The organism is Romboutsia sp. (genome assembly GCF_056995035.1).
In genome coordinates this window covers 1-18,858 of the sequence record NZ_JBXKIW010000056.1, presented here as the reverse complement: position 1 = coordinate 18,858, position 18,858 = coordinate 1, and the positions used below count along the sequence as shown (strand labels likewise).

The 18,858-nt window shown below is 26.7% G+C and carries 18 protein-coding genes; 3 read left to right on the top strand and 15 right to left on the bottom strand.

The genetic code is table 11. The features are described from left to right. Positions 1-228: 228 nt before the first annotated feature. The 11 genes from AC11VW_RS09170 to sstT form a co-directional block, all read right to left on the bottom strand. Positions 229-423 (bottom strand): hypothetical protein, encoded by a 195-nt coding sequence (locus AC11VW_RS09170; protein WP_484301108.1) that lies wholly within the window; start codon positions 421-423, stop codon positions 229-231. Between the two features lie 132 nt (positions 424-555). Then, a complete protein-coding gene (locus tag AC11VW_RS09165; RefSeq protein WP_484301107.1) occupies positions 556-2,034 on the bottom strand; it encodes a sensor histidine kinase in 1,479 nt (492 codons plus the stop codon). Between the two features lies 1 nt (position 2,035). Next, positions 2,036-2,728, bottom strand: a complete 693-nt coding sequence (locus AC11VW_RS09160; RefSeq protein WP_484301106.1) for a response regulator transcription factor — start codon at positions 2,726-2,728, stop codon at positions 2,036-2,038. A 115-nt stretch (positions 2,729-2,843) separates the two neighbouring features. Continuing rightward, on the bottom strand, positions 2,844-3,803 hold the full coding sequence (locus tag AC11VW_RS09155) for an FAD:protein FMN transferase (RefSeq protein ID WP_484301105.1): 960 nt from the start codon (positions 3,801-3,803) through the stop codon (positions 2,844-2,846). A 29-nt stretch (positions 3,804-3,832) separates the two neighbouring features. Beyond that, complete coding sequence (locus AC11VW_RS09150; RefSeq protein ID WP_484301104.1) at positions 3,833-4,408, bottom strand: FMN-binding protein; 576 nt, start codon at positions 4,406-4,408, stop codon at positions 3,833-3,835. 47 nt (positions 4,409-4,455) lie between these two features. Then, complete coding sequence (locus AC11VW_RS09145) at positions 4,456-5,310, bottom strand: 4Fe-4S binding protein (RefSeq protein WP_484301103.1); 855 nt, start codon at positions 5,308-5,310, stop codon at positions 4,456-4,458. 331 nt (positions 5,311-5,641) lie between these two features. Further along, positions 5,642-6,208: a class I SAM-dependent methyltransferase gene (locus AC11VW_RS09140; protein WP_484301102.1), complete on the bottom strand. Its 567-nt coding sequence runs from the start codon at positions 6,206-6,208 to the stop codon at positions 5,642-5,644. A gap of 1,252 nt (positions 6,209-7,460) precedes the next feature. Then, on the bottom strand, positions 7,461-7,979 hold the full coding sequence (locus AC11VW_RS09135) for a GNAT family N-acetyltransferase (RefSeq protein WP_484301101.1): 519 nt from the start codon (positions 7,977-7,979) through the stop codon (positions 7,461-7,463). Positions 7,980-8,083: 104 nt separating this feature from the next. Beyond that, the gene (locus AC11VW_RS09130) at positions 8,084-8,338 is read right to left on the bottom strand and encodes a hypothetical protein (protein WP_484301100.1); all 255 of its coding nucleotides are present in this window, start codon (positions 8,336-8,338) and stop codon (positions 8,084-8,086) included. 76 nt (positions 8,339-8,414) lie between these two features. Beyond that, the gene (locus AC11VW_RS09125) at positions 8,415-8,708 is read right to left on the bottom strand and encodes a hypothetical protein (protein ID WP_484301099.1); all 294 of its coding nucleotides are present in this window, start codon (positions 8,706-8,708) and stop codon (positions 8,415-8,417) included. A gap of 449 nt (positions 8,709-9,157) precedes the next feature. Then, positions 9,158-10,384 (bottom strand): serine/threonine transporter SstT, encoded by a 1,227-nt coding sequence (sstT, locus tag AC11VW_RS09120; protein ID WP_484301098.1) that lies wholly within the window; start codon positions 10,382-10,384, stop codon positions 9,158-9,160. Between the two features lie 223 nt (positions 10,385-10,607). On the opposite strand from sstT, the gene AC11VW_RS09115 reads away from it, so the two are divergent. Next, on the top strand, positions 10,608-11,282 hold the full coding sequence (locus AC11VW_RS09115) for an N-acetylmuramoyl-L-alanine amidase (RefSeq protein WP_484301097.1): 675 nt from the start codon (positions 10,608-10,610) through the stop codon (positions 11,280-11,282). A gap of 363 nt (positions 11,283-11,645) precedes the next feature. Here the strand turns inward: AC11VW_RS09115 and AC11VW_RS09110 are convergent, their stop codons facing one another. Next, a complete protein-coding gene (locus tag AC11VW_RS09110; RefSeq protein ID WP_484301096.1) occupies positions 11,646-13,646 on the bottom strand; it encodes an FtsX-like permease family protein in 2,001 nt (666 codons plus the stop codon). Further along, on the bottom strand, positions 13,636-14,403 hold the full coding sequence (locus AC11VW_RS09105; RefSeq protein ID WP_484301095.1) for an ABC transporter ATP-binding protein: 768 nt from the start codon (positions 14,401-14,403) through the stop codon (positions 13,636-13,638). Before AC11VW_RS09105 ends, AC11VW_RS09110 begins: the two co-directional genes overlap by 11 nt. A 317-nt stretch (positions 14,404-14,720) precedes the next feature. Between AC11VW_RS09105 and AC11VW_RS09100 the strand changes: the two genes are divergently transcribed. Beyond that, positions 14,721-15,506 (top strand): EFR1 family ferrodoxin, encoded by a 786-nt coding sequence (locus tag AC11VW_RS09100; protein ID WP_484301094.1) that lies wholly within the window; start codon positions 14,721-14,723, stop codon positions 15,504-15,506. 150 nt (positions 15,507-15,656) lie between these two features. Here the strand turns inward: AC11VW_RS09100 and AC11VW_RS09095 are convergent, their stop codons facing one another. Continuing rightward, positions 15,657-16,214, bottom strand: a complete 558-nt coding sequence (locus AC11VW_RS09095; protein WP_484301093.1) for a hypothetical protein — start codon at positions 16,212-16,214, stop codon at positions 15,657-15,659. Positions 16,215-16,474: 260 nt separating this feature from the next. Continuing rightward, positions 16,475-17,254: a GNAT family N-acetyltransferase gene (locus AC11VW_RS09090; RefSeq protein ID WP_484301092.1), complete on the bottom strand. Its 780-nt coding sequence runs from the start codon at positions 17,252-17,254 to the stop codon at positions 16,475-16,477. 398 nt (positions 17,255-17,652) lie between these two features. Here AC11VW_RS09090 and AC11VW_RS09085 point away from each other — a divergent pair, with 398 nt between their 5' ends. Beyond that, the gene (locus AC11VW_RS09085) at positions 17,653-18,726 is read left to right on the top strand and encodes a YdcF family protein (RefSeq protein ID WP_484301091.1); all 1,074 of its coding nucleotides are present in this window, start codon (positions 17,653-17,655) and stop codon (positions 18,724-18,726) included. Positions 18,727-18,858 lie beyond the last annotated feature (132 nt).

Sequence of the window (18,858 nt, the reverse complement as noted above, 5' to 3'; positions counted from 1 at the left end):
AAAATGTCTGGTGTAAGAACATTATTTAATGGCACACTATCCGCACCCATACCTACAACTTTTTGTCCTGCCGCATTTATGCCTTGAAAAAGTCTATCTTAGAATATTATAAAAATAAAAAATAAGGAGTAACTTTTCGTTACTCCTTATTTTTACTATACTTATCTATTTCTTTACATACAACTAGTTTATCCTATAAATAGGTCACTTATTATTACAAAAAGGTTTTTATTCATATTTTTTATCTTTTCTTAAATATGCACAAATAAGTCCTTCTATTAACGTTAAAAAAACAAATCCAATTATCATAAACTTATAAGATAAATTAAATTTACTTACTAAAAATATAAGAACAAGCCATAATGCAACAAAAATTAAATTTATATATCTAAATTTAGTTTTTAAATTTTCATTTTTACTCATGTCAATCCTCCTTTTATAGTATTCTACCACCCTAAATACTTCTGTGACTATACCTATATTTTCTACATGCTTAGGATTTAAATTTATTTGAATTCAACTAAACTACTATTCTTATAAATAACTTTCCAATCATTATTTCTCTTGGGAATCAAATACTATTGTGAATTTTGCTCCTAAATCACTATTTTGTGCATAGATTCTACCACTATGCTTATTAATAATAGATTTTACGATTGAAAGTCCAATACCATGTTTACCTTTTTCTCCTTTATAAAATCTATCAAATATATGATTTAAATCTTCTTCCTTAATTCCATTACCATCATCTTCTATATATATTACTACCTTATTATTATAATGTTTGCACCCTATTATTATCACACTATTTGCATATCTAAGCGCATTTTCTATGAGATTTAAGAAAGCTCTAGAGATACTTTTCTCATCACATTTTAATAAGACTTCTTCCTCAGAAAAATCATATTTAAATTCTATGCCTTTATTAATAGCCCTAGCTTTTTGCTTTAAAGTACAATTAGATAATACTTCTCTAATATCACATTCTACTACTGTATAGTCTTTGGTTATATTATCAATTTTAGATATGTATAATAAATCTTCAACCATTTCACTTAGCCTATCACTTTCTTCTAAAATAACATCACTTGCACTATCTTTGTCTATTACATTATATTTTATAGCTTCTGCATATCCTTTAATAGACATTAGAGGTGTTCTTAGTTCATGGGATGCATTTTGGAAAAATATCTTTTGCTCTTTATCATACTTATCTAGATATTCTGCACTTTTATTCATTATTTGAGATAATTCATTTAATTCTTTATCTGCAAAATCAAAGTCAAACTTACTAAAATTGCCTTGTCCAATATTTTTAGCAAACTTACTAAGCTCTTGTATTGGTTTTGCAATCTTATTAGATAATATTACTGCTGTAAAAATTGAAAGTATTCCTGCTAAAAACATAACTAACATAAATAGTGTATTTATTTGTTTAGCTAAATTTAAAGTATTTGATATATCTATAAATAAAACTAAATAACTATCTTCAACATTCTCGATGCTTTTTATCTTTAAAAGTGAAGTATAATAATTGCCTCTTTTAGTCGATATTTTAAATGTTTCCCCTGAATTTAAATTTATTTTCTTAGCTTTTATTTCTTTTAATATTAGTTCATATTCATTAATATCTTTTAGAAAATCTTCTTCTCTTGTTGGAAATACTAATTCATAATCTTCATCTATTACGATAGCTTCTGCATCAGACTCCATCTTAGCCATTTTTACTTTTTTTTGAACGCCTTTCATAAAGTCTGGGAAATCATTTGGTTGTTCTTTATAAAATTCATGTAGCTCATACTCTTTTGGTAAAGCTTTTTTTTCATTAGGTTCAATTGAAATTAAACTGTTATCGAAGTTTTCAACTAACTCAGTTGCTTTTTTTAATTGTTCATTTGAGCTATTTTCTATATAGCTGTTTACCAATAAATTAAAAGATAAACCTATTCCTAAAAATATTATTCCTATTAGTATTAATATACTTCTTAAAATTCTTATTTTTATACTAGTTTTATTTTTAGTATTTTTACTCATTCTATGAGTTCTCCTTTAATCTAAATCCAAATCCCCATACTGTTTCTATTGAAACATTAGTGTTTACTATTTTTTTACGAAGTCTTTTTACAGTATCATCAGCTGCTCTAGTTTCTATTTCACTGTTATACCCCCAAACTTTATTTAACAGTTCTTCTCTAGATACTGCTCTATCTTTGTTTTCAAATAAGTAAGTTAAAAGATTATACTCATTAGGTGTTACGTCTATATTGCTGTCGTTGCAACTTACTATTTTATTATTTATATTTATAGTAATATTTCCAAATTCAAGTTCACTATTTTCATTTTTTCTATTTTGATTTTTTTCAAAGTCAATTCGTCTAAACATTGCTTTTACTCTCATTACAAGAGCCATTGGACTAAATGGCTTTGTGAAGTAATCATCACTTCCTAAAGTTATTCCCATTATATAGTCTATATCACTGTCTCTTGCTGTTAACATTATAATTGGTACTGTGCTTTTTTTTCTTATGTTAGTACATATCTCAAACCCATCTGATCCTGGCATCATAATATCTAATATTACAAGGTCACATTCTTTTTTATTAAATTCTTCTAATAATAAATCTCCATTTTCAAAAGCTACTACTGTATGTCCATCATTTTCAAGAAATGTTTTAACTAAATTTCTTATATTAGTTTCATCATCTGCAATATATATTAGTTTTGACAATTATATACCTCCATATTATTTTAAATTAATTATAGCATTTAACTATAATAATATGCAAAGATATGCTATTTCTAATTTTGAAATAGAATATCTTATAAATTTAATGAAATAATATTTAAAAAGTTAATACTTTATAATCACTAAATAAATTAAACTTTTCTATTAAATCTTTAGTAATTATAACCTCATCATCTTCAGTAATCATTATAGCACTAATATTATTCTTTTTTATAAAATCACAAGCTTTATATTTTCCTATTATAAATAGTGGTGTGGAGAATGCATCCCCTTCTATAGATTCTTTACTTATAATTGTTATGCTTTTTAAATCTGTTTTTGCAGGCTCTCCATCACATGGATTTAATATATGGTGGTACAACTCATCATTGTACATAAAAGCTCTTTCATATGCTCCTGATGTTACTATAGATAAATTTTCTAAAGACATTGAAAATATAATATTTTTACTATGTTTTTTAGGTTCAAAAATTCCTACATTCCATAAATTAGCATTATCTTTTTTACCTAGCAGTTTTATATTTCCACCTATATTTATTATTGCTGATGTTACATTGTTTTCTTTGTAAAGTTCTATTATTTTATCTGCTATATATCCTTTTGCTATTCCACCTAAATCAATTTGTTGATTTTTCTTTGCTAACATTATACTTGAGTTTATTTCATCTAGTAATATATCTTTATAATTTACTAATGCCAATAATTCTTGTTTTCTGTTATCACCAACAACTTTAGGATTAGGTGTATTTATTCCCCACTCTTTAACTAATGGACCAACAGTTATATCAAATAGGCCATTTGTTATTTGCGAATAAAACTTAGACTTTTTTATTATTTCAAAGGTATCTTTTGATACTTTTACAAATTCTTTTCCAGCATTTTTATTAATTTTATTTACGTCACTATTTTCTTTATAAAAGCTTAATTTATTCTCAAAGTCTTTCATAAGTTTAATTGCTTTATCTAATATTAAACTACCATCTACACCATTTGTACATATTCTTTGATGTACATTTGTATTGAAAATAAATTCTGTACTGTCTATGAAATTATTCATACAAATATTCCTCCTAATATTGCGTTATTTTACTGTGCTGACGTATCCGAATTTGATTGTTCATTAGTTGCTTCTTTAAGAGCCTCATTTACTGCATTTATTATACCTACACTGCTATAAGTAGCCCCTGATACAGTATCTACATCTGTATTTTGTTTTTGTATTATCTCACTTGGTACAGTTTCAAATGCTGTTTCATAAAATCCTGGTGTTTCATTATGACTAACTATTTCTATATCTGATATTTTCCCACTTGATACTTTCACTTGTATTTTTAAATTAGGCCCATATCCTGAAGCTTCTCCTTCGTAAGTTCCATCACTATAATTTCCACTAGCAACATCTACACTTTCATCAGTTTGTAGTGAACCTGATCCTTCATGATGACCTCTTCGTCCCGCACCTTTGTCTCCTTTATTTTTCAGCATTTCTTCAAATTCTTCTTGTGTCATTTCCTCTGGTGTCATTTCTTGAGGTGTATCTTGAGAGCTTGCAATATTAGTTTGTTTAATAGCCTGGAAGTTTCCTGCAAAACTAGTTCCTATCGAACCAACTATAAGCCCACATACCATTCCTGCTATTACTTTATTTCTACTATTTTTCATCTTAGATTATCTCCTTATTTTAAAATTTACACTCATCATATAGTTTTCTACATCTTATTTAATACTTCTTCGTCTTGTATATCTTTAGATGTATAAGATATGGTATTTGCTTTAGGGCATACATTTTTATCTACACATTCTAAACATGATATACATCTTACATCTCTTACTACTTTTATAGAATGTACTTCAATTCCCATTGGACATTGTTTATCACATCTTTTACAATTTATACAACTAGATTTTTCTCTAGCTACTCTAAATACCTTAAACTTGTTAAATATACCTAAAAATGCTCCATATGGACATAAGTATTTACACCATGGTCTTTGTATAAATAAAGAAGTTAATATTATTAAACATAGTATTAACACTCCTATTAAGCTAATTGGCTTAGCATCAAATATACCTAAAAATGCATGGTATGGATTAAGTGATTCTATTAAAATAACCCCTGAAGATGCTGTTAATATCACAGTCGCTATTAACATTACATATCTTATATATTTTAATTTGTTATCTAAATCGCTAGGTATAAATTTGTTGTACTTTCCTTTGAATAGCTTTTTACCTATCTTTGCTACTAAATCTTGTATTGCTCCAAAAGGACATATAAATCCACATAGAACTGGTCCAATTACTATAGCTAATATTATTGATATTCCTATCACTATTCCTAAGGTACTTTTAATTTTATCTACCCATAATGTAGAGGATGTTAAGAATTGATATATACTTGTCACTCCACAGGTAGGGCATATATAGTGAAATAGGGATTCTGAAACCCATGGTATAGATTTACCCAATTCCATTAATTGGTGATTTATAGCTGATATTATAACTGTTATAAGTATGGTTATTTGTATTATAAATCTTATGTTTTTTGATTTTTGTTTTCTCAAGTTATCTATCCTCCTAGATTTGCATTTTTGTTTTTTCTTTAATTCATATTCTTATTATATATTTCTAAGATTTTTAAATCTCCGTAAATCTAGGGCATACTTGTGGCATATTTGGTGCAATTATAATCACATCAAAAATTATATATTTATACAAATCTATGCACATTCAAAAATTAGTTTAAATAAATGGATGAAATACTGTGAATTACCAATACTAAGTGAATCTATTAGACAGTGTACAGAAGATAAGAAAAATAATCTCAATTTTATTAAATTACGAACCAAAGGCTATAGTCGACATTCTAGACTATAGCCTTTTATAACTTTTATATTAAATGTTATAATTTATCACACCTACTAAGCATACTAATTTTTCTGATGCTTCTATTTCTTTTATATTATTAAACCCTGCTAATTTCAAATCCTCTATAATTTTTTCTTTCTTAACAAAATGATGATGACATCCTTCTTTCCAATCACATATTAAAACTTTCCCATCTTTTTTTAATACTCTTTTGAGTTCTTTAAGTAACTTTGCACCATCTTCTAATTCATGATGAACTGTTATCATAAATGCTAAATCTGCTATATTGTCTTCTAATGGAAGATTATTTTCATCCATTAATTTTGTCTTAAGTCTTGATTCTAGTTTAGGTACACGATTTTGATTAATCCATTCAATCATTTCCTTAGATATATCCAAGGCATAACACTGAGAATCTGGTAATAAATCTAATAATTCTTCTGAAAATATTCCTGTTCCAGCACCTATATCCAATAATACACTCTCTGATAATAATTGTAATTCATCAACTATTTTTCCTAGTTCTATCATCTCTAATCTTTTAGGATTATTTAATTTTTCAAGCTTTTTTACATCAAACTTGTGTCCACTCATATTTATTACCTCCTCGATTTATATTTATTCTTATGCATATTTTAATTATATAAGATATTTAGATATATTTATGTGACTTTGTCACAAAACTATTTAGTCACTTTATATTACATGGATAATCTTTATTTTAAAATAATTATTTTAATTGTTGTCTTTTATTGAAAACAGATTTATAACTTAAATATGCCGATATCATAAATTATTTTTTACAAATACAGTAAGATTTAATTGATGTATACGAATTATTATGATAACATTAGTACATTATTTCAAAGTTCATATTATTAAAAATTAATTATAATAGGAGGAGATTTGCATAATAACAATAGGCAAATTTTTAGAAAAATATTATCCAAAGGCTTTTATCAGTTATAAAGATATAAAACAGTATCAACCAACTCTTGATGTAAGAACAAAAGAAGAATATACTCTCACACCTATTTTAAAATATAACAACCATTTAATAACTAAACAAGAACATAATTTTCTACATAGACATAAAAAATTAGCAGGATTCATTGTTGTTTATGGATTTGTTATGCGACATAAAAGTTTAAAGAAAACTTTAATAGAAATTTCTAGTTATAAAACTAAGTGTATTGTTATAGGCTGTTCTAGAGGTAGATTACGAAGCCCACTGGTTTGGTTATATGCAAGATATCTAGGCATAGATGCAAAGATACTTTATAAGGGAATCAAACAATTTTATGATTAATTTCTAAAGAAATTTTTGAATTAAGTAATTTTTCTATTAATAAGTTCTGAGAAAAAAAATAGATTGTTCTACATTTTCTTTTTCTCAGTAAATTGGTTTATTTTTAATATTTGCTGCTGGTATCGCAACTTCCATTATGGAGTTGATTTCGGTTATCAAGAGTAAGGAATGTTCGATATTGGTCTTTTGGTCCATACTATCCGGATTGTATAATATTCTTTGTTTTTTCAGCGCCTGATTAATTTTTCTTGAGTATCTTTTTATTTTTTTATAGTATTTATTCCTACTAGGCAATTTTAATTTTTATAAAATCAAGGCCCTAGTAATCGAGGGCTTTGATTTATTATTTAAGTTATGTTAGACTTTATTGTGATAAATTATGATCCTCCCCCCTTTTGATATATTTTAATAATAGACTATGTAGATTTTATTATGATTCTCTTTGAATTCAAAAAATATCTCCTCCTCAATATATTAATTTAGAAAAATACGTTCTATTAGCATAATATATAACTTTATTTAACATACTATTTTTATTTATTTAATTTCTATCCAATATCTTTGAATTATTTCATCACCTTCAACAACTTCATTCTCTAATACCCCACCGTTATTGATAATTGTTCTTGCAGAGCCTAAATTCCCCTTCTTACAAGTAACTAATACTTTATCAATTCCAAGTTGTTTTACTATGGGTAATGATAAAGATAATATTAGAGATGCATATCCTTTTTTTCTCTCCGATGGGCGAATCCCATAGCCTATATGGCCACCAAAATTTAAAAGATAATCATTTAAATAACATCTGATATTTATAGCTCCTATAATTTTTTGATTTTCTCCTATTAAAAAATATGTATAAGCAGGTACTAAATTAGAAGGACAAGTATCTTTATTTTCAAGTTTATAAGTGCATTCTAACCATGAGTTATAACTCAGATCGAATAATCTTGCAGAAGATGGAATTATTAATTCTCCATATTCATTCCATTCATTAGCAAATTCAAAATATTGTTCTTCAAGTTTATTACTAGCTTTTATTAATTCAAATTTCAAATTATTTTCCTCCTTGTACTTAAGTTACTTTATATAAATTGTATCATACTTATTGTATAATTTTTTTGATATCTCTTAGAGGTAACAAATAGCCTCTTATGATATTAATTATCTTTAAATATAGTTGCATTATTTGTTGCTTCTTTATGAACTTTAGTTGGATACATTGGTGCGTGGACTATTGTTATAGGTAGTTTTGAAGCTGCTCTTTTAAATATTCCAAGTTCTTTGATGAGTTCTTCTATGGGTATGATAATTACTCTACCTCTTTCTATGATGCTTAGAAAGTCTTTAGGTAAATGTGGATATTTAAATTCAGATGAGAAAGCATACAGATAGTCTAAGGTCTTATTTAGCAAAAGACAGGTAATTTAATAATAGAAATAAAAAAAGCTAGCTCAAAGTACTTTATACTTTAAACTAGTTTTTTTAACTTTAATCTTTGCAACATTTGCAACAATTACAACATTTATCTTTTTCTAATGCTTTCAATAATATTTCATCTAAAGTAGGATGTCCGCAAGGTAATGGTTTACCATCTATTAATAGACATAAGCTTTCTTTTAATCCTGGATGTCCACAAGGTAGCTGTACTTCACATAACAAATCAAATGTATATTTTCCTAAAAACATATATATATCATTCATACTACATTTATTTTGACAGTTACAGTTTTGTGGTTTATTGAACTTTATATTACATTTACTGCACATACATTTTTTGTTCATGGTGGTTCTCCTTTATATGAAATTTTAGAAGATTTCTATATTCTTCTTATTATAATATACTCATTTTATTCTAAATTTGTTACTTTTTATTTTATAATTTGTTTTTTAGTAATATTTTGTTATATTATGCTTATGGTATTTTTAGTCGCTACATTGCCTTCTAGTATAAATGTTAAATCTCTAAATTTATTACATTTATATTCTTGTGTTATAGTTTCATTTTCTATATTTTTATCTTCATAGTTATTTGTCTCTTGGATAGCAATTTAAGTTATGAAAAAATGACTATGGTTGCTGCTAATGAACTTGTGCAATATAAGTTCGAGAATTTTTCTAGAAATATATAATATCTTATTTTCATAAATTGTCAGCATAAATTACAAAAAGAAATCCAAGGGATTAGTTATTGTCCCTTGGATTTCTTATATTTATATCAATTTCTAGACAAGCTAGATTTTAATTTTTCTTCCTTCTTTACGCCATTTTGCAAATTCAGCTACAGCTGTAAAAAGTACATCAGTTGATGAGTTAAGTGCAGTTTCACAAGAGTCTTGAATAACCCCTACAACAAACCCTACACCTACTACTTGCATAGCCACATCATTTGGAACTCCAAATAAACTACATGCAAGTGGTATTAGTAATAATGAACCTCCAGCTACTCCTGAAGCACCACAAGCACTTACAGCTGACAATACACTTAAGATTATTGCCATACCCATATCAACTTGAATTCCAAGAGTGTTAACTGCTGCAAGTGTTAATACTGAAATTGTAATAGCTGCACCAGCCATATTAATAGTTGCACCTAATGGAATTGAAACTGAATAAGTGTCTTTGTCCAATTCTAGTTCTTCACATAATTTCATATTTACAGGTATGTTTGCAGCTGAGCTACGTGTAAAGAATGCTGTAATACCACTATCCTTTAAACACTTGAATACAAGTGGGTATGGATTTTTACGCATACCTACAAATGCGATAATTGGATTAACTACAAGGGCTACAAACACCATACATCCAACTAATACAACAAGTAATTGTCCATAACTAAGTAGAGACTTTATACCCTGTGTAGCAATAGTATCAAATACAAGACCCATGATACCAAGTGGCGCAAAATTGATTATCCATCTTACTATTTGTGATAATGCGTCTGAAACATTAACTATCATCGTCTTCGTAGATTGAGGAGCATTTTTTAATGCAAGACCAAGAAGTATTGCCCAAGACAATATGCCGATATAGTTAGCATTAAAAAGTGCTTTTACTGGGTTATCAACAACATTCAATAATAACGCTTTCAGAACTTCCACTACACCTCCAGGTGGCGTCACATTCTCAACACCTGCTCCAAGTGTTAATGTTACCGGGAACATAAAGCTCACTATAACAGCAATAAGTCCTGCTAAAAATGTACCTAGAAGATAAAGAACTATAATTGATTTCATATTAGTTTGCTGACCACTCTTATGTTGAGAAATGGCAGACATTACTAAGAAAAATACCAGTATCGGTGCAACCGACTTTAGTGCACCTACAAATAATGAACCAAAGATAACGATTGGCTTCGCTGTATCTGGAATCGTTACCGCTAATATAATACCAACTATTAAACCTATTATAATTCTTTTAACTAAACTCATTTGATTCCATTTGTTGATTAAATTTCCCATTTTCTAATCCTCCTTTAGAGTTTAATGTTGTTACAATTACATATTACCATGAATTCAGCTTTTTTAAAACATAATTCAACAAATATTTTTAATTTTTTTTATTTTCAGATAATTTTTGTATTTGAATTATTAATTAAAAAGTCAGAACATATAAACCATTTTCTAAATATTATAAACTAGTACTATTTTCAGTGCTAATATAACTTAATTAGGAGTGTTCAAAATGACTAAAAAAATTTTTATTGATCCAGGTCATGGTGGTATAGATAGTGGTGCAGTAGGTGTTAATAATCTTTTAGAAAAAGATATTAACTTATCTGTAGCTAAAAAGGTAGAATCTCTTTTAAAGACTCAAAATTTAGAAATAAAATTTAGCAGAACTTCAGATACTACAGTTCCCTTAGATGAAAGAACAAAAGCTGCTAATTCTTGGGGTGCTGATTGCTATGTTTCAATACACTGTAATTCATATAATGGGACTGCTAAAGGGGTTGAGACATACTCTTACTCAACTGCAACTAATGACTTAGCTAAATATGTTCACGATGAAATTATTACTTCCGGAGCTTATACGGTAAATAGAGGACTAAAAACTGCTAGTTTTTATGTTTTAAAGTATACGACTATGAGATCTTGTTTAATAGAAATGGCATTTATTGATAATGTTGATGATTCTAAGATACTAGTTCAAAGGCAAGATAACTTAGCTTTAGCTATAACTAAAGGAATTTGTAAATATCTTGGCTTTGAATATACTCCTATCACTACTGATCCTAATACGTTTTATAGAGTAATTTGTGGTTCTTTTAATAATAAGTCTTATGCTGAGGAAAGAATGAATGAATTAAAATCACTAGGTTATGATGACGTATTTATTGATGTTTATACTAAAGGATAATTTGTTAATCTTTATTTAATACTTTTTAAGGGAGATAATTTTTTCTCCCTTTTTATATTTTAAATTCATCCAACTTGTTAGGTATCATTCATAGAGAAAATAAATAGAATATACATAAATTTCTCTACTTTTTCTATTATTCTTAGAAAAACTTTAAATAAATCTTGATATTCAAATTTAGATGAGAAAGCATACCGATAGTATAAGTTCTTATTTAGCCAAAAATCAGGTGATTTAATTATGGCAATTAAAAAGGAGATGAGATAGATTTGTGTAAAAACAAATCTATCTCATCTCCTTAGTCTCTTTATTGATTTTTTCAAGTTAATCTTCTTACTTCTCTTTAATAAAAACATTTCATTTCTAAGAATTCTTTATAATATTTTTATAGCCTACATAAGTTGAATAGAAGTATCCAAGGTATACTAATATAAACACTAAAGCTGCAATTAAAGATGAAGCACCTATATTAGGACTATTATACATAGCTATAAAATCATTAGCTACTTTTATTCCAACTACTGCATGTACAAATGCTAAAGTTATTGGTAAAGTAAAGTATATTAATGTTTGTGTAAATATTGTTTTATTTATCATCTTATCATTTGCACCTAATTTTCTTAAAGCTTTATATCTATCTATACTATCACTAGCTTCTGATAATTGTTGAAGAGCAAGTACTGCCATACTAGATATTAAGAATACTATTCCTAAATATATTCCTACAAATAAAACTATTGTTGTCGTACCTTTGCTTTCAGCGTAAACTAATTGTTTTGTATTTCCATTTACAAATCCAGCTTTATTATAATCTACTTTTCCATTTTTATATTTTTCAAATATTTTTTCAAATTGGCTTTCTATTTTATCTTTGTCTCTTTCTACAAAATTAACATTAAAGTACACACTTTTAGGTTCTAAGTTTTTAACTAAATTATCATCAACTACAACTGTAATTATATTATCCTTAATCCCAGTTGTATGAAGAGGTTCAACTATAACTTTATTGTCTTTAATTTTATAGCTTTTTTCTTTTATTTTAACGCTGTCGTTATTATCTAAAAATTCACCTAAAATCTTTATCATTTTATCATTGTTTGAAGTAATTAAAACTTCATTATCATTTAAACTTGATGTTTCCTTATTTTCTAACTCTCTTAATTCATTATATTTTGAAATACTTATAATGCTTGCATTCATACTATTTAATACTTTTTTATCCTTGGTATTTGAGTTTATAAAACTACCTATACTCTCTCCAAGGTCATATTCAGTGTATTCACTATAATTTTGTGTTTTGTAATCATTAAATCCTATATTTTTAAATGATTGCTCTACAGAATTAATTTTATTATCTTCTGACAAATACATAATACCTGTTGCATCAAATGGTGTTGTATCTTTAAGGCTTGCTTCTAAAGCATTTTTAAGACTTATACCTGTTGAAAGGATACCCATAGTTAAAAATAACATTAAACATATTACAGTCATTGATATAAAATTAGTATTTATCTTGCTATTTAATTGTTTTATTATGAATATATTTAAGTTTTTGAAATATATTTTTTTACTTTTTTTAGTTATATATAAACTAAACCCTGCTAAACTAAAGAAGATTAATAGTGTTCCTAACACTCCTAATCCTATAGATGCAGCAAATAAAGGATTTTTTGGATCTAGTCCAACTTTTAATACTAAGTAATATGCAGATCCTAAAGAAATTAAACATAATATAAATGTAATTAAATATACTATAGGATTTTTAAATTTAATATTTTCATTTTTTCTACCTGCTGTTAATAAATCTATTATTTTATATCTTGATATTATTATTGTGTTAAACATCATCACAAGTAAAAATATTATTCCAAAGTAAAGGATAGTTTTTCCTATAGCACTAGCTGAAATTATAAATTTATACTCACTCATAGCTACATCGAATAATTTTGATGTAAATACAGATAATCCCTGAGATAATACAATTCCTAGTAACAACCCACTTATAAGCGACATAGTTCCTACTATTAAAGTTTCTAAAACTAATATCCTAGAAATTTTTCCTTTTCCCATACCTAATGTCATATATATACCAAGTTCTTTTTTACGCTTTTTTATTAAAAAGTTACTTGCGTATAATATTAATCCACCTAATATTATAGATACAAATACAGACATATATGATATAACTTTTGTTAAAACTTCCAAATAACTTTGTGTTCCTGAATTCATCTGTATAACGGATTTTTGAGATTCTATAGAGTTAAAAGTATAGAATATACAAACAGCTAATGTAAGTGTTAAAAAGTATATTGTATAATCTTTAAAACTTTTCCCTACATTACCTAAAGCAATCTTAGAATACATCGTTGTCATCCCCCCCAAGTAAAGTTATTACTTCTATAATTCTATTGAAAAATTCTTTTCTACTGTCATTTCCTCTTACTAATTCGCTAAAGATTTTTCCATCTTTTATAAATAAAATTCTATGAGCATAACTTGCTGTAAATGCGTCATGTGTAACCATAAGAATTGTAGTATTTAAGTCTTGATTTAAGCTTTCAAATCTATCAAGTAATAATCTAGCTGATTTGGAATCAAGTGCTCCAGTTGGTTCATCAGCAAGGACTAATGATGGATTAGTTACTATTGCTCTAGCTGATGCTACTCTTTGTTTTTGCCCTCCAGACATTTGATATGGATACTTTTGTAAAACTTCTTCTATTTCTAAGTATTTAGCTACTTCTCTTATTTTTCCATCTATATTGCTATGATTTTCACCTTTTATAGTTAACGCCAATGCTATGTTCTCATAAGCTGTTAAAGTATCTAGTAGATTAAAGTCTTGAAATATAAAACCTAATTCATTTTGTCTAAACTTATCTAATGCTTTTGACTTTAACTTAGTAATATCTTGATCGTTTATTATTATGTTTCCAGTAGATACAGAATCTATTGTTGATATACAATTTAATAAAGTAGTTTTCCCACTACCTGATGGACCCATTATTCCAACAAATTCCCCTTCATCTACTCTAAAGCTTATATTGTCTATTGCTTTTGTTATGTTTTCTTTGTTTCCATAATACTTTTCTATTTTGTCTACATTTAATATGTTTTTCATTTTTATCTCCTCCATATATCTTATACTATGTATTTTATACTAAATAATAAAATCTACATATTTATTTATCTTTCATTAACCTTACAATTTTGTAATGTTAATAAAATTCAATGATCTACGATTTCTTTCCCAATGTTGAAGGTGATAGTGATCTTTTATTAAAATGTCAATTAAAGCTTTCAAAGTACTTGTGTCATATCCCTTACGCTGATATTTTGGCCTAAGTTACTAGGATTAATGTTATAATTAGAATGTAAATGGAATATATCAAAACTTAGTGTGAAAAAAATTTCAAATATAAATATAGGAGAAATATTATGAATAAACAATTAAACTTACTTTATTTTAGTGCAACTGATACAACAGCCAAGGTTGTTAAAAAAGTGGCCAAGGGTATAAGTGACAAAGTTAAAGAATACGATATCACTTTAATAAATAATAGACAAAATAACCTTACTTTTGACTGTGATGATTTAGTTATAGTTGGTGTACCTGTATATTCTGGTAGAATTCCAGGCTTTTTAATTGATTATTTTGAAAGGGTAAAAGGAAATAATACACCTGCAATATTTATTGTTGTTTATGGAAATCGAGATTATGATGATGCACTTTTAGAATTAAAAGATACTTTTGAAAGAAATGGTTTTATTGGTATTGCTGGTGGTGCATTTATCGGTGAACATTCATATACTGCAAAGTTGGCTACAAAAAGACCTGATATTAATGATTTAGAGGCTGCCTTAAAATTTGGTATGGATATCAAAGCAAAATCAAACAATATTAAAGATTATGCTCAAATACCAAAGCTTATTGTTAAAGGGAATTTCCCATATAAAGAAAGAAAGCCTAATGTTCCAATGGCACCTGAAGCTAACGACAATTGCATAAATTGTGGAATTTGTGTAAAGCATTGTCCAACAAGTGCTATTAATTTTAGTAACTTTATGGATACAGATGCTACAAAATGTATAAAATGTTGTAGTTGTGTCAAAATATGTCCTGTAGATGCTAAGTCTATAAATCATGAAGCATTTATTAAAATCACTCAATTCTTAATTGATAATTTTAGTACAGTTAGGCATGAACCTGAAATTTTCATATAAAAAATAGGAGCATAAGCTCCTATTTTTTTATTATCTTTACTCTGTTATCTTTTTGATGATATCGTTTTCATATATTAAACTAAAACTCTATATTCAAAATAATAAATGTTGGAACTTACATTACTACGTAGTTTATTTTTGCTCTATTTCTTACTTCTGTACAGCAAGTTGCTTTTGTAACTCAGCTTGCTTTATTGCTATCTCTTGTTTCTTAGCTTCAAGCTGCTTTTGTAACTCAGCTTGCTTTATCGCTACCTCTTGTTTCTTAGCTTCAAGTTGCTTTTGTAATGCAGCTTGCTTTTGTGCTACCTCTTGTTTCTTAGCTTCAAATTGCTTTTGTAGCTCTGCTCTTTTTTGTTCTGTATTTTTACCTTTTAATTGAGATACTTTTATTGCTACCTCTTGCTTTTTAGCAGCAAGTTGCTTTTGTAATTCAGCTTGCTTTATTGCTACTTCTTGCTTCTTAGCAGCAAGTTGTTTTTGTAACTCTGCTTGCTTTATTGCTACCTCTTGTTTCTTAGCTTCAAGTTGCTTTTGTAACTCTGCTTGTTTTTGTGCTATCGCTTGCTTAGTTGTAGTTACTTTTGAAACTATATCAGTTTTAGTTACTGACTTTGTTTGTGCATTAGATAATACTGGAGTACATAAGTTTAATGTTAAAACTGCCCCCCCTACTAATGCTATCATTCTTGTTCTAGATTTTTTCATATGTATTACCTCCTAATATAAGTTTATACCGATAATATTAATAGTACTTCAAAATATAGTACTTTTAATATTATCGGTATTACCTACTTAAAACTTTAGTATTATTTTAACTATATGTATGACTTATACTACCATAAGGACTATACTACATACAATAAAAATAGGCTTTGTTAAAATAGTTTTAACGCGGCTAAAAAGTAGTAATCGCATATCACATTATTACTACCTTTTAACTTATACTTTAATAATATTGAAAACTTCTACAGTTTTAAAAATAACTCTGTTCTTTCTCCAACTTTATCAAATCCTATTTTTTCATACATTTCTTTTGGTGTATCATCTTCATCAGTAATTAAATAAATAGTATGACAATTCTCTTTTATTGAATTACCAATTAAAGCTTTTAAAATACTTGTGCCATACCCCTTTCGCTGATATTTTGGTCTAACAGCAAAATCTTCAATTTTGGCAACACCATTATGAATAAATAAATCACAGCTCCCAATTATATTTCCATTATGATAACAAACATAAGAATCTACTCCTTTGTCAGAAATATATACTTTTCCACGTCTATAACATCTTCTAGTACAAAAGTCTTTTCCAAGTTTTTTTTCATCATGATCTAAATCACAAAATAAAATATCTTCTACCATTTCTTGATTAATTACCTTCCTTATTGTACAACCACCTATATTATTTAGATTTGAAAAATTAGAAAGATTAAATGAATAATAGCCAGTTATTGATAATTGAGGTTTGTATTCAATGCTAGATAATATAGAATCATTGACAATACCATTTAAAATAATATTACAAAAATCACTACTCTCCAATAATCTAAGTGAAATTTCATTTTCTATAATACATCGTAGCTTCGTTTCTTCCATTACTTTTTTTATATAGGTATAATTGTGATAATACATATCAGGTAATTCATTATCTCTAAATCTAATAATCTCTTCATTTTCATCATATTTAGAAAAACATTTGTAATATTCAATTTCACATTGTAGTATTTTTTGATTTAATTGTTTCATTATATCCCCCTTTATATTTAAAATAATAGTGATCTTCTATATTTAACTATGCTTAAAACATATTAAAAATGCTTAACTATACTCTAATAATAATTAATAAAAATACCTAGTTTTTCTATTGTTGACAACAATTTTGTGTTATTTCTTGTCTAATATTTTGAGTATGTTCATTTGTACTTAATATATAATAATAATCTTACATAAATGTAAGGCTAGTGTTATATTAGTGTAATTTTAATATGATAATATAGTAATATTTAATTTAATCACTTTGTTTTTTTATTCTTAAAAATATTAAATTTATATTATTTATCAAGTTTTTAGGTGAATAACCGAATATTTATATATAAATAATAAATGAGTATTTATTAATTTTTTATAAAAGAGATATATCATCAATGTTGACTCAATTTGAAGGAAAATATGAACTCATTATACTTTTATCATTAAGTATAATGTCATTGTTTGTTTTTTTAATTTCTTATTTCAGCGACCGTAGAAGGTTACGAAATGGACTTTTATTTAATTTATTTTTATTTTTCGCAATAATTACAATTGGGCTTATATCTATAATTTCTCATAATTTAATTTTGCAGCTTTTGGTATTTGCATTTTTCTTTGTTCTATTGGCAGTGTTTGCATTTGGAATATATGCATTAATTATTGGATTACTTCTAAATGCCCGAATTGTTATGAGACGTGAACAAAGATCTATGTCGAACTTGTTAACTTTATTTTTAGGAACATCACTAATTGTTTATGTAATACTAGATATTATTAATATTGATAGATTTTTCTCACCAGATGTTAAAATATTTTTAAACGGATTTTACATTATAGGACTTTATTATATATTTGATGTGTTTAATTTTTTAATGTCATCATTTATTTATCAACTTCATAAACCAAAGTTAAATCAAGACTTCATCATTGTTTTAGGTAGTGGATTAATAGGAGATAAAGTTCCTCCTTTACTTGCTAGCCGTATCGATAAAGCTATTGAGTTTTATAATAAACAATCTAAAGCAACTCATCCTCCTAAAGTCATCTTTTCTGGTGGTCAAGGTCCAGATGAAAAAATATCTGAGGCTTTGGGTATGCAGTTATATGCTATAGATAAAGGAGTTCCTATTGAGGATACTATTTTAGAGGATAAGTCAGTTAGTACTTTACAAAATATGAAATTTTCTAAAGCTATAATGGATAATATAATGCCTAAAGCTTATAATAGTATTTTTGTAACAAATAATTACCACTTATTTAGAGCTGGAATATATGCAAGATTAGCAAAATTAAAAAGTCAAGGTATAGGCTCTAAAACTGCTTTATATTTTGTACCAAATGCTATGATTAGAGAATACATAGCTATAGTATCTATGTATAAGAAAAAATATATAATAATTGTTTCTTTAATTTTAATTTCAAGCCTTATATTAGCTGTACTTCCATATCTTTTTATTTTGTTTAATTAGAAAAATACCATATGCAAAATATTGCATATGGTATTTTTAATTCTATTTTGTACTTATTATATTAATCTTACTTATTGGAAAAATTATTCTTACTTCTGTTCCTTCATTTTCCTTAGATATTAAATTCAATCC

Coding starts and splice junctions, on each gene's coding strand:
- AC11VW_RS09170 (WP_484301108.1), bottom strand. CDS start 423: ATGAGTAAAAATGAAAATTTAAAAACTAAATTTAGATATATAAATTTA.
- AC11VW_RS09165 (WP_484301107.1), bottom strand. CDS start 2,034: ATGAGTAAAAATACTAAAAATAAAACTAGTATAAAAATAAGAATTTTA.
- AC11VW_RS09155 (WP_484301105.1), bottom strand. CDS start 3,803: ATGAATAATTTCATAGACAGTACAGAATTTATTTTCAATACAAATGTA.
- AC11VW_RS09150 (WP_484301104.1), bottom strand. CDS start 4,408: ATGAAAAATAGTAGAAATAAAGTAATAGCAGGAATGGTATGTGGGCTT.
- AC11VW_RS09140 (WP_484301102.1), bottom strand. CDS start 6,208: ATGAGTGGACACAAGTTTGATGTAAAAAAGCTTGAAAAATTAAATAAT.
- AC11VW_RS09125 (WP_484301099.1), bottom strand. CDS start 8,708: ATGAACAAAAAATGTATGTGCAGTAAATGTAATATAAAGTTCAATAAA.
- sstT (WP_484301098.1), bottom strand. CDS start 10,384: ATGGGAAATTTAATCAACAAATGGAATCAAATGAGTTTAGTTAAAAGA.
- AC11VW_RS09115 (WP_484301097.1), top strand. CDS start 10,608: ATGACTAAAAAAATTTTTATTGATCCAGGTCATGGTGGTATAGATAGT.
- AC11VW_RS09110 (WP_484301096.1), bottom strand. CDS start 13,646: ATGTATTCTAAGATTGCTTTAGGTAATGTAGGGAAAAGTTTTAAAGAT.
- AC11VW_RS09105 (WP_484301095.1), bottom strand. CDS start 14,403: ATGAAAAACATATTAAATGTAGACAAAATAGAAAAGTATTATGGAAAC.
- AC11VW_RS09100 (WP_484301094.1), top strand. CDS start 14,721: ATGAATAAACAATTAAACTTACTTTATTTTAGTGCAACTGATACAACA.
- AC11VW_RS09095 (WP_484301093.1), bottom strand. CDS start 16,214: ATGAAAAAATCTAGAACAAGAATGATAGCATTAGTAGGGGGGGCAGTT.
- AC11VW_RS09090 (WP_484301092.1), bottom strand. CDS start 17,254: ATGAAACAATTAAATCAAAAAATACTACAATGTGAAATTGAATATTAC.
- AC11VW_RS09085 (WP_484301091.1), top strand. CDS start 17,653: ATGTTGACTCAATTTGAAGGAAAATATGAACTCATTATACTTTTATCA.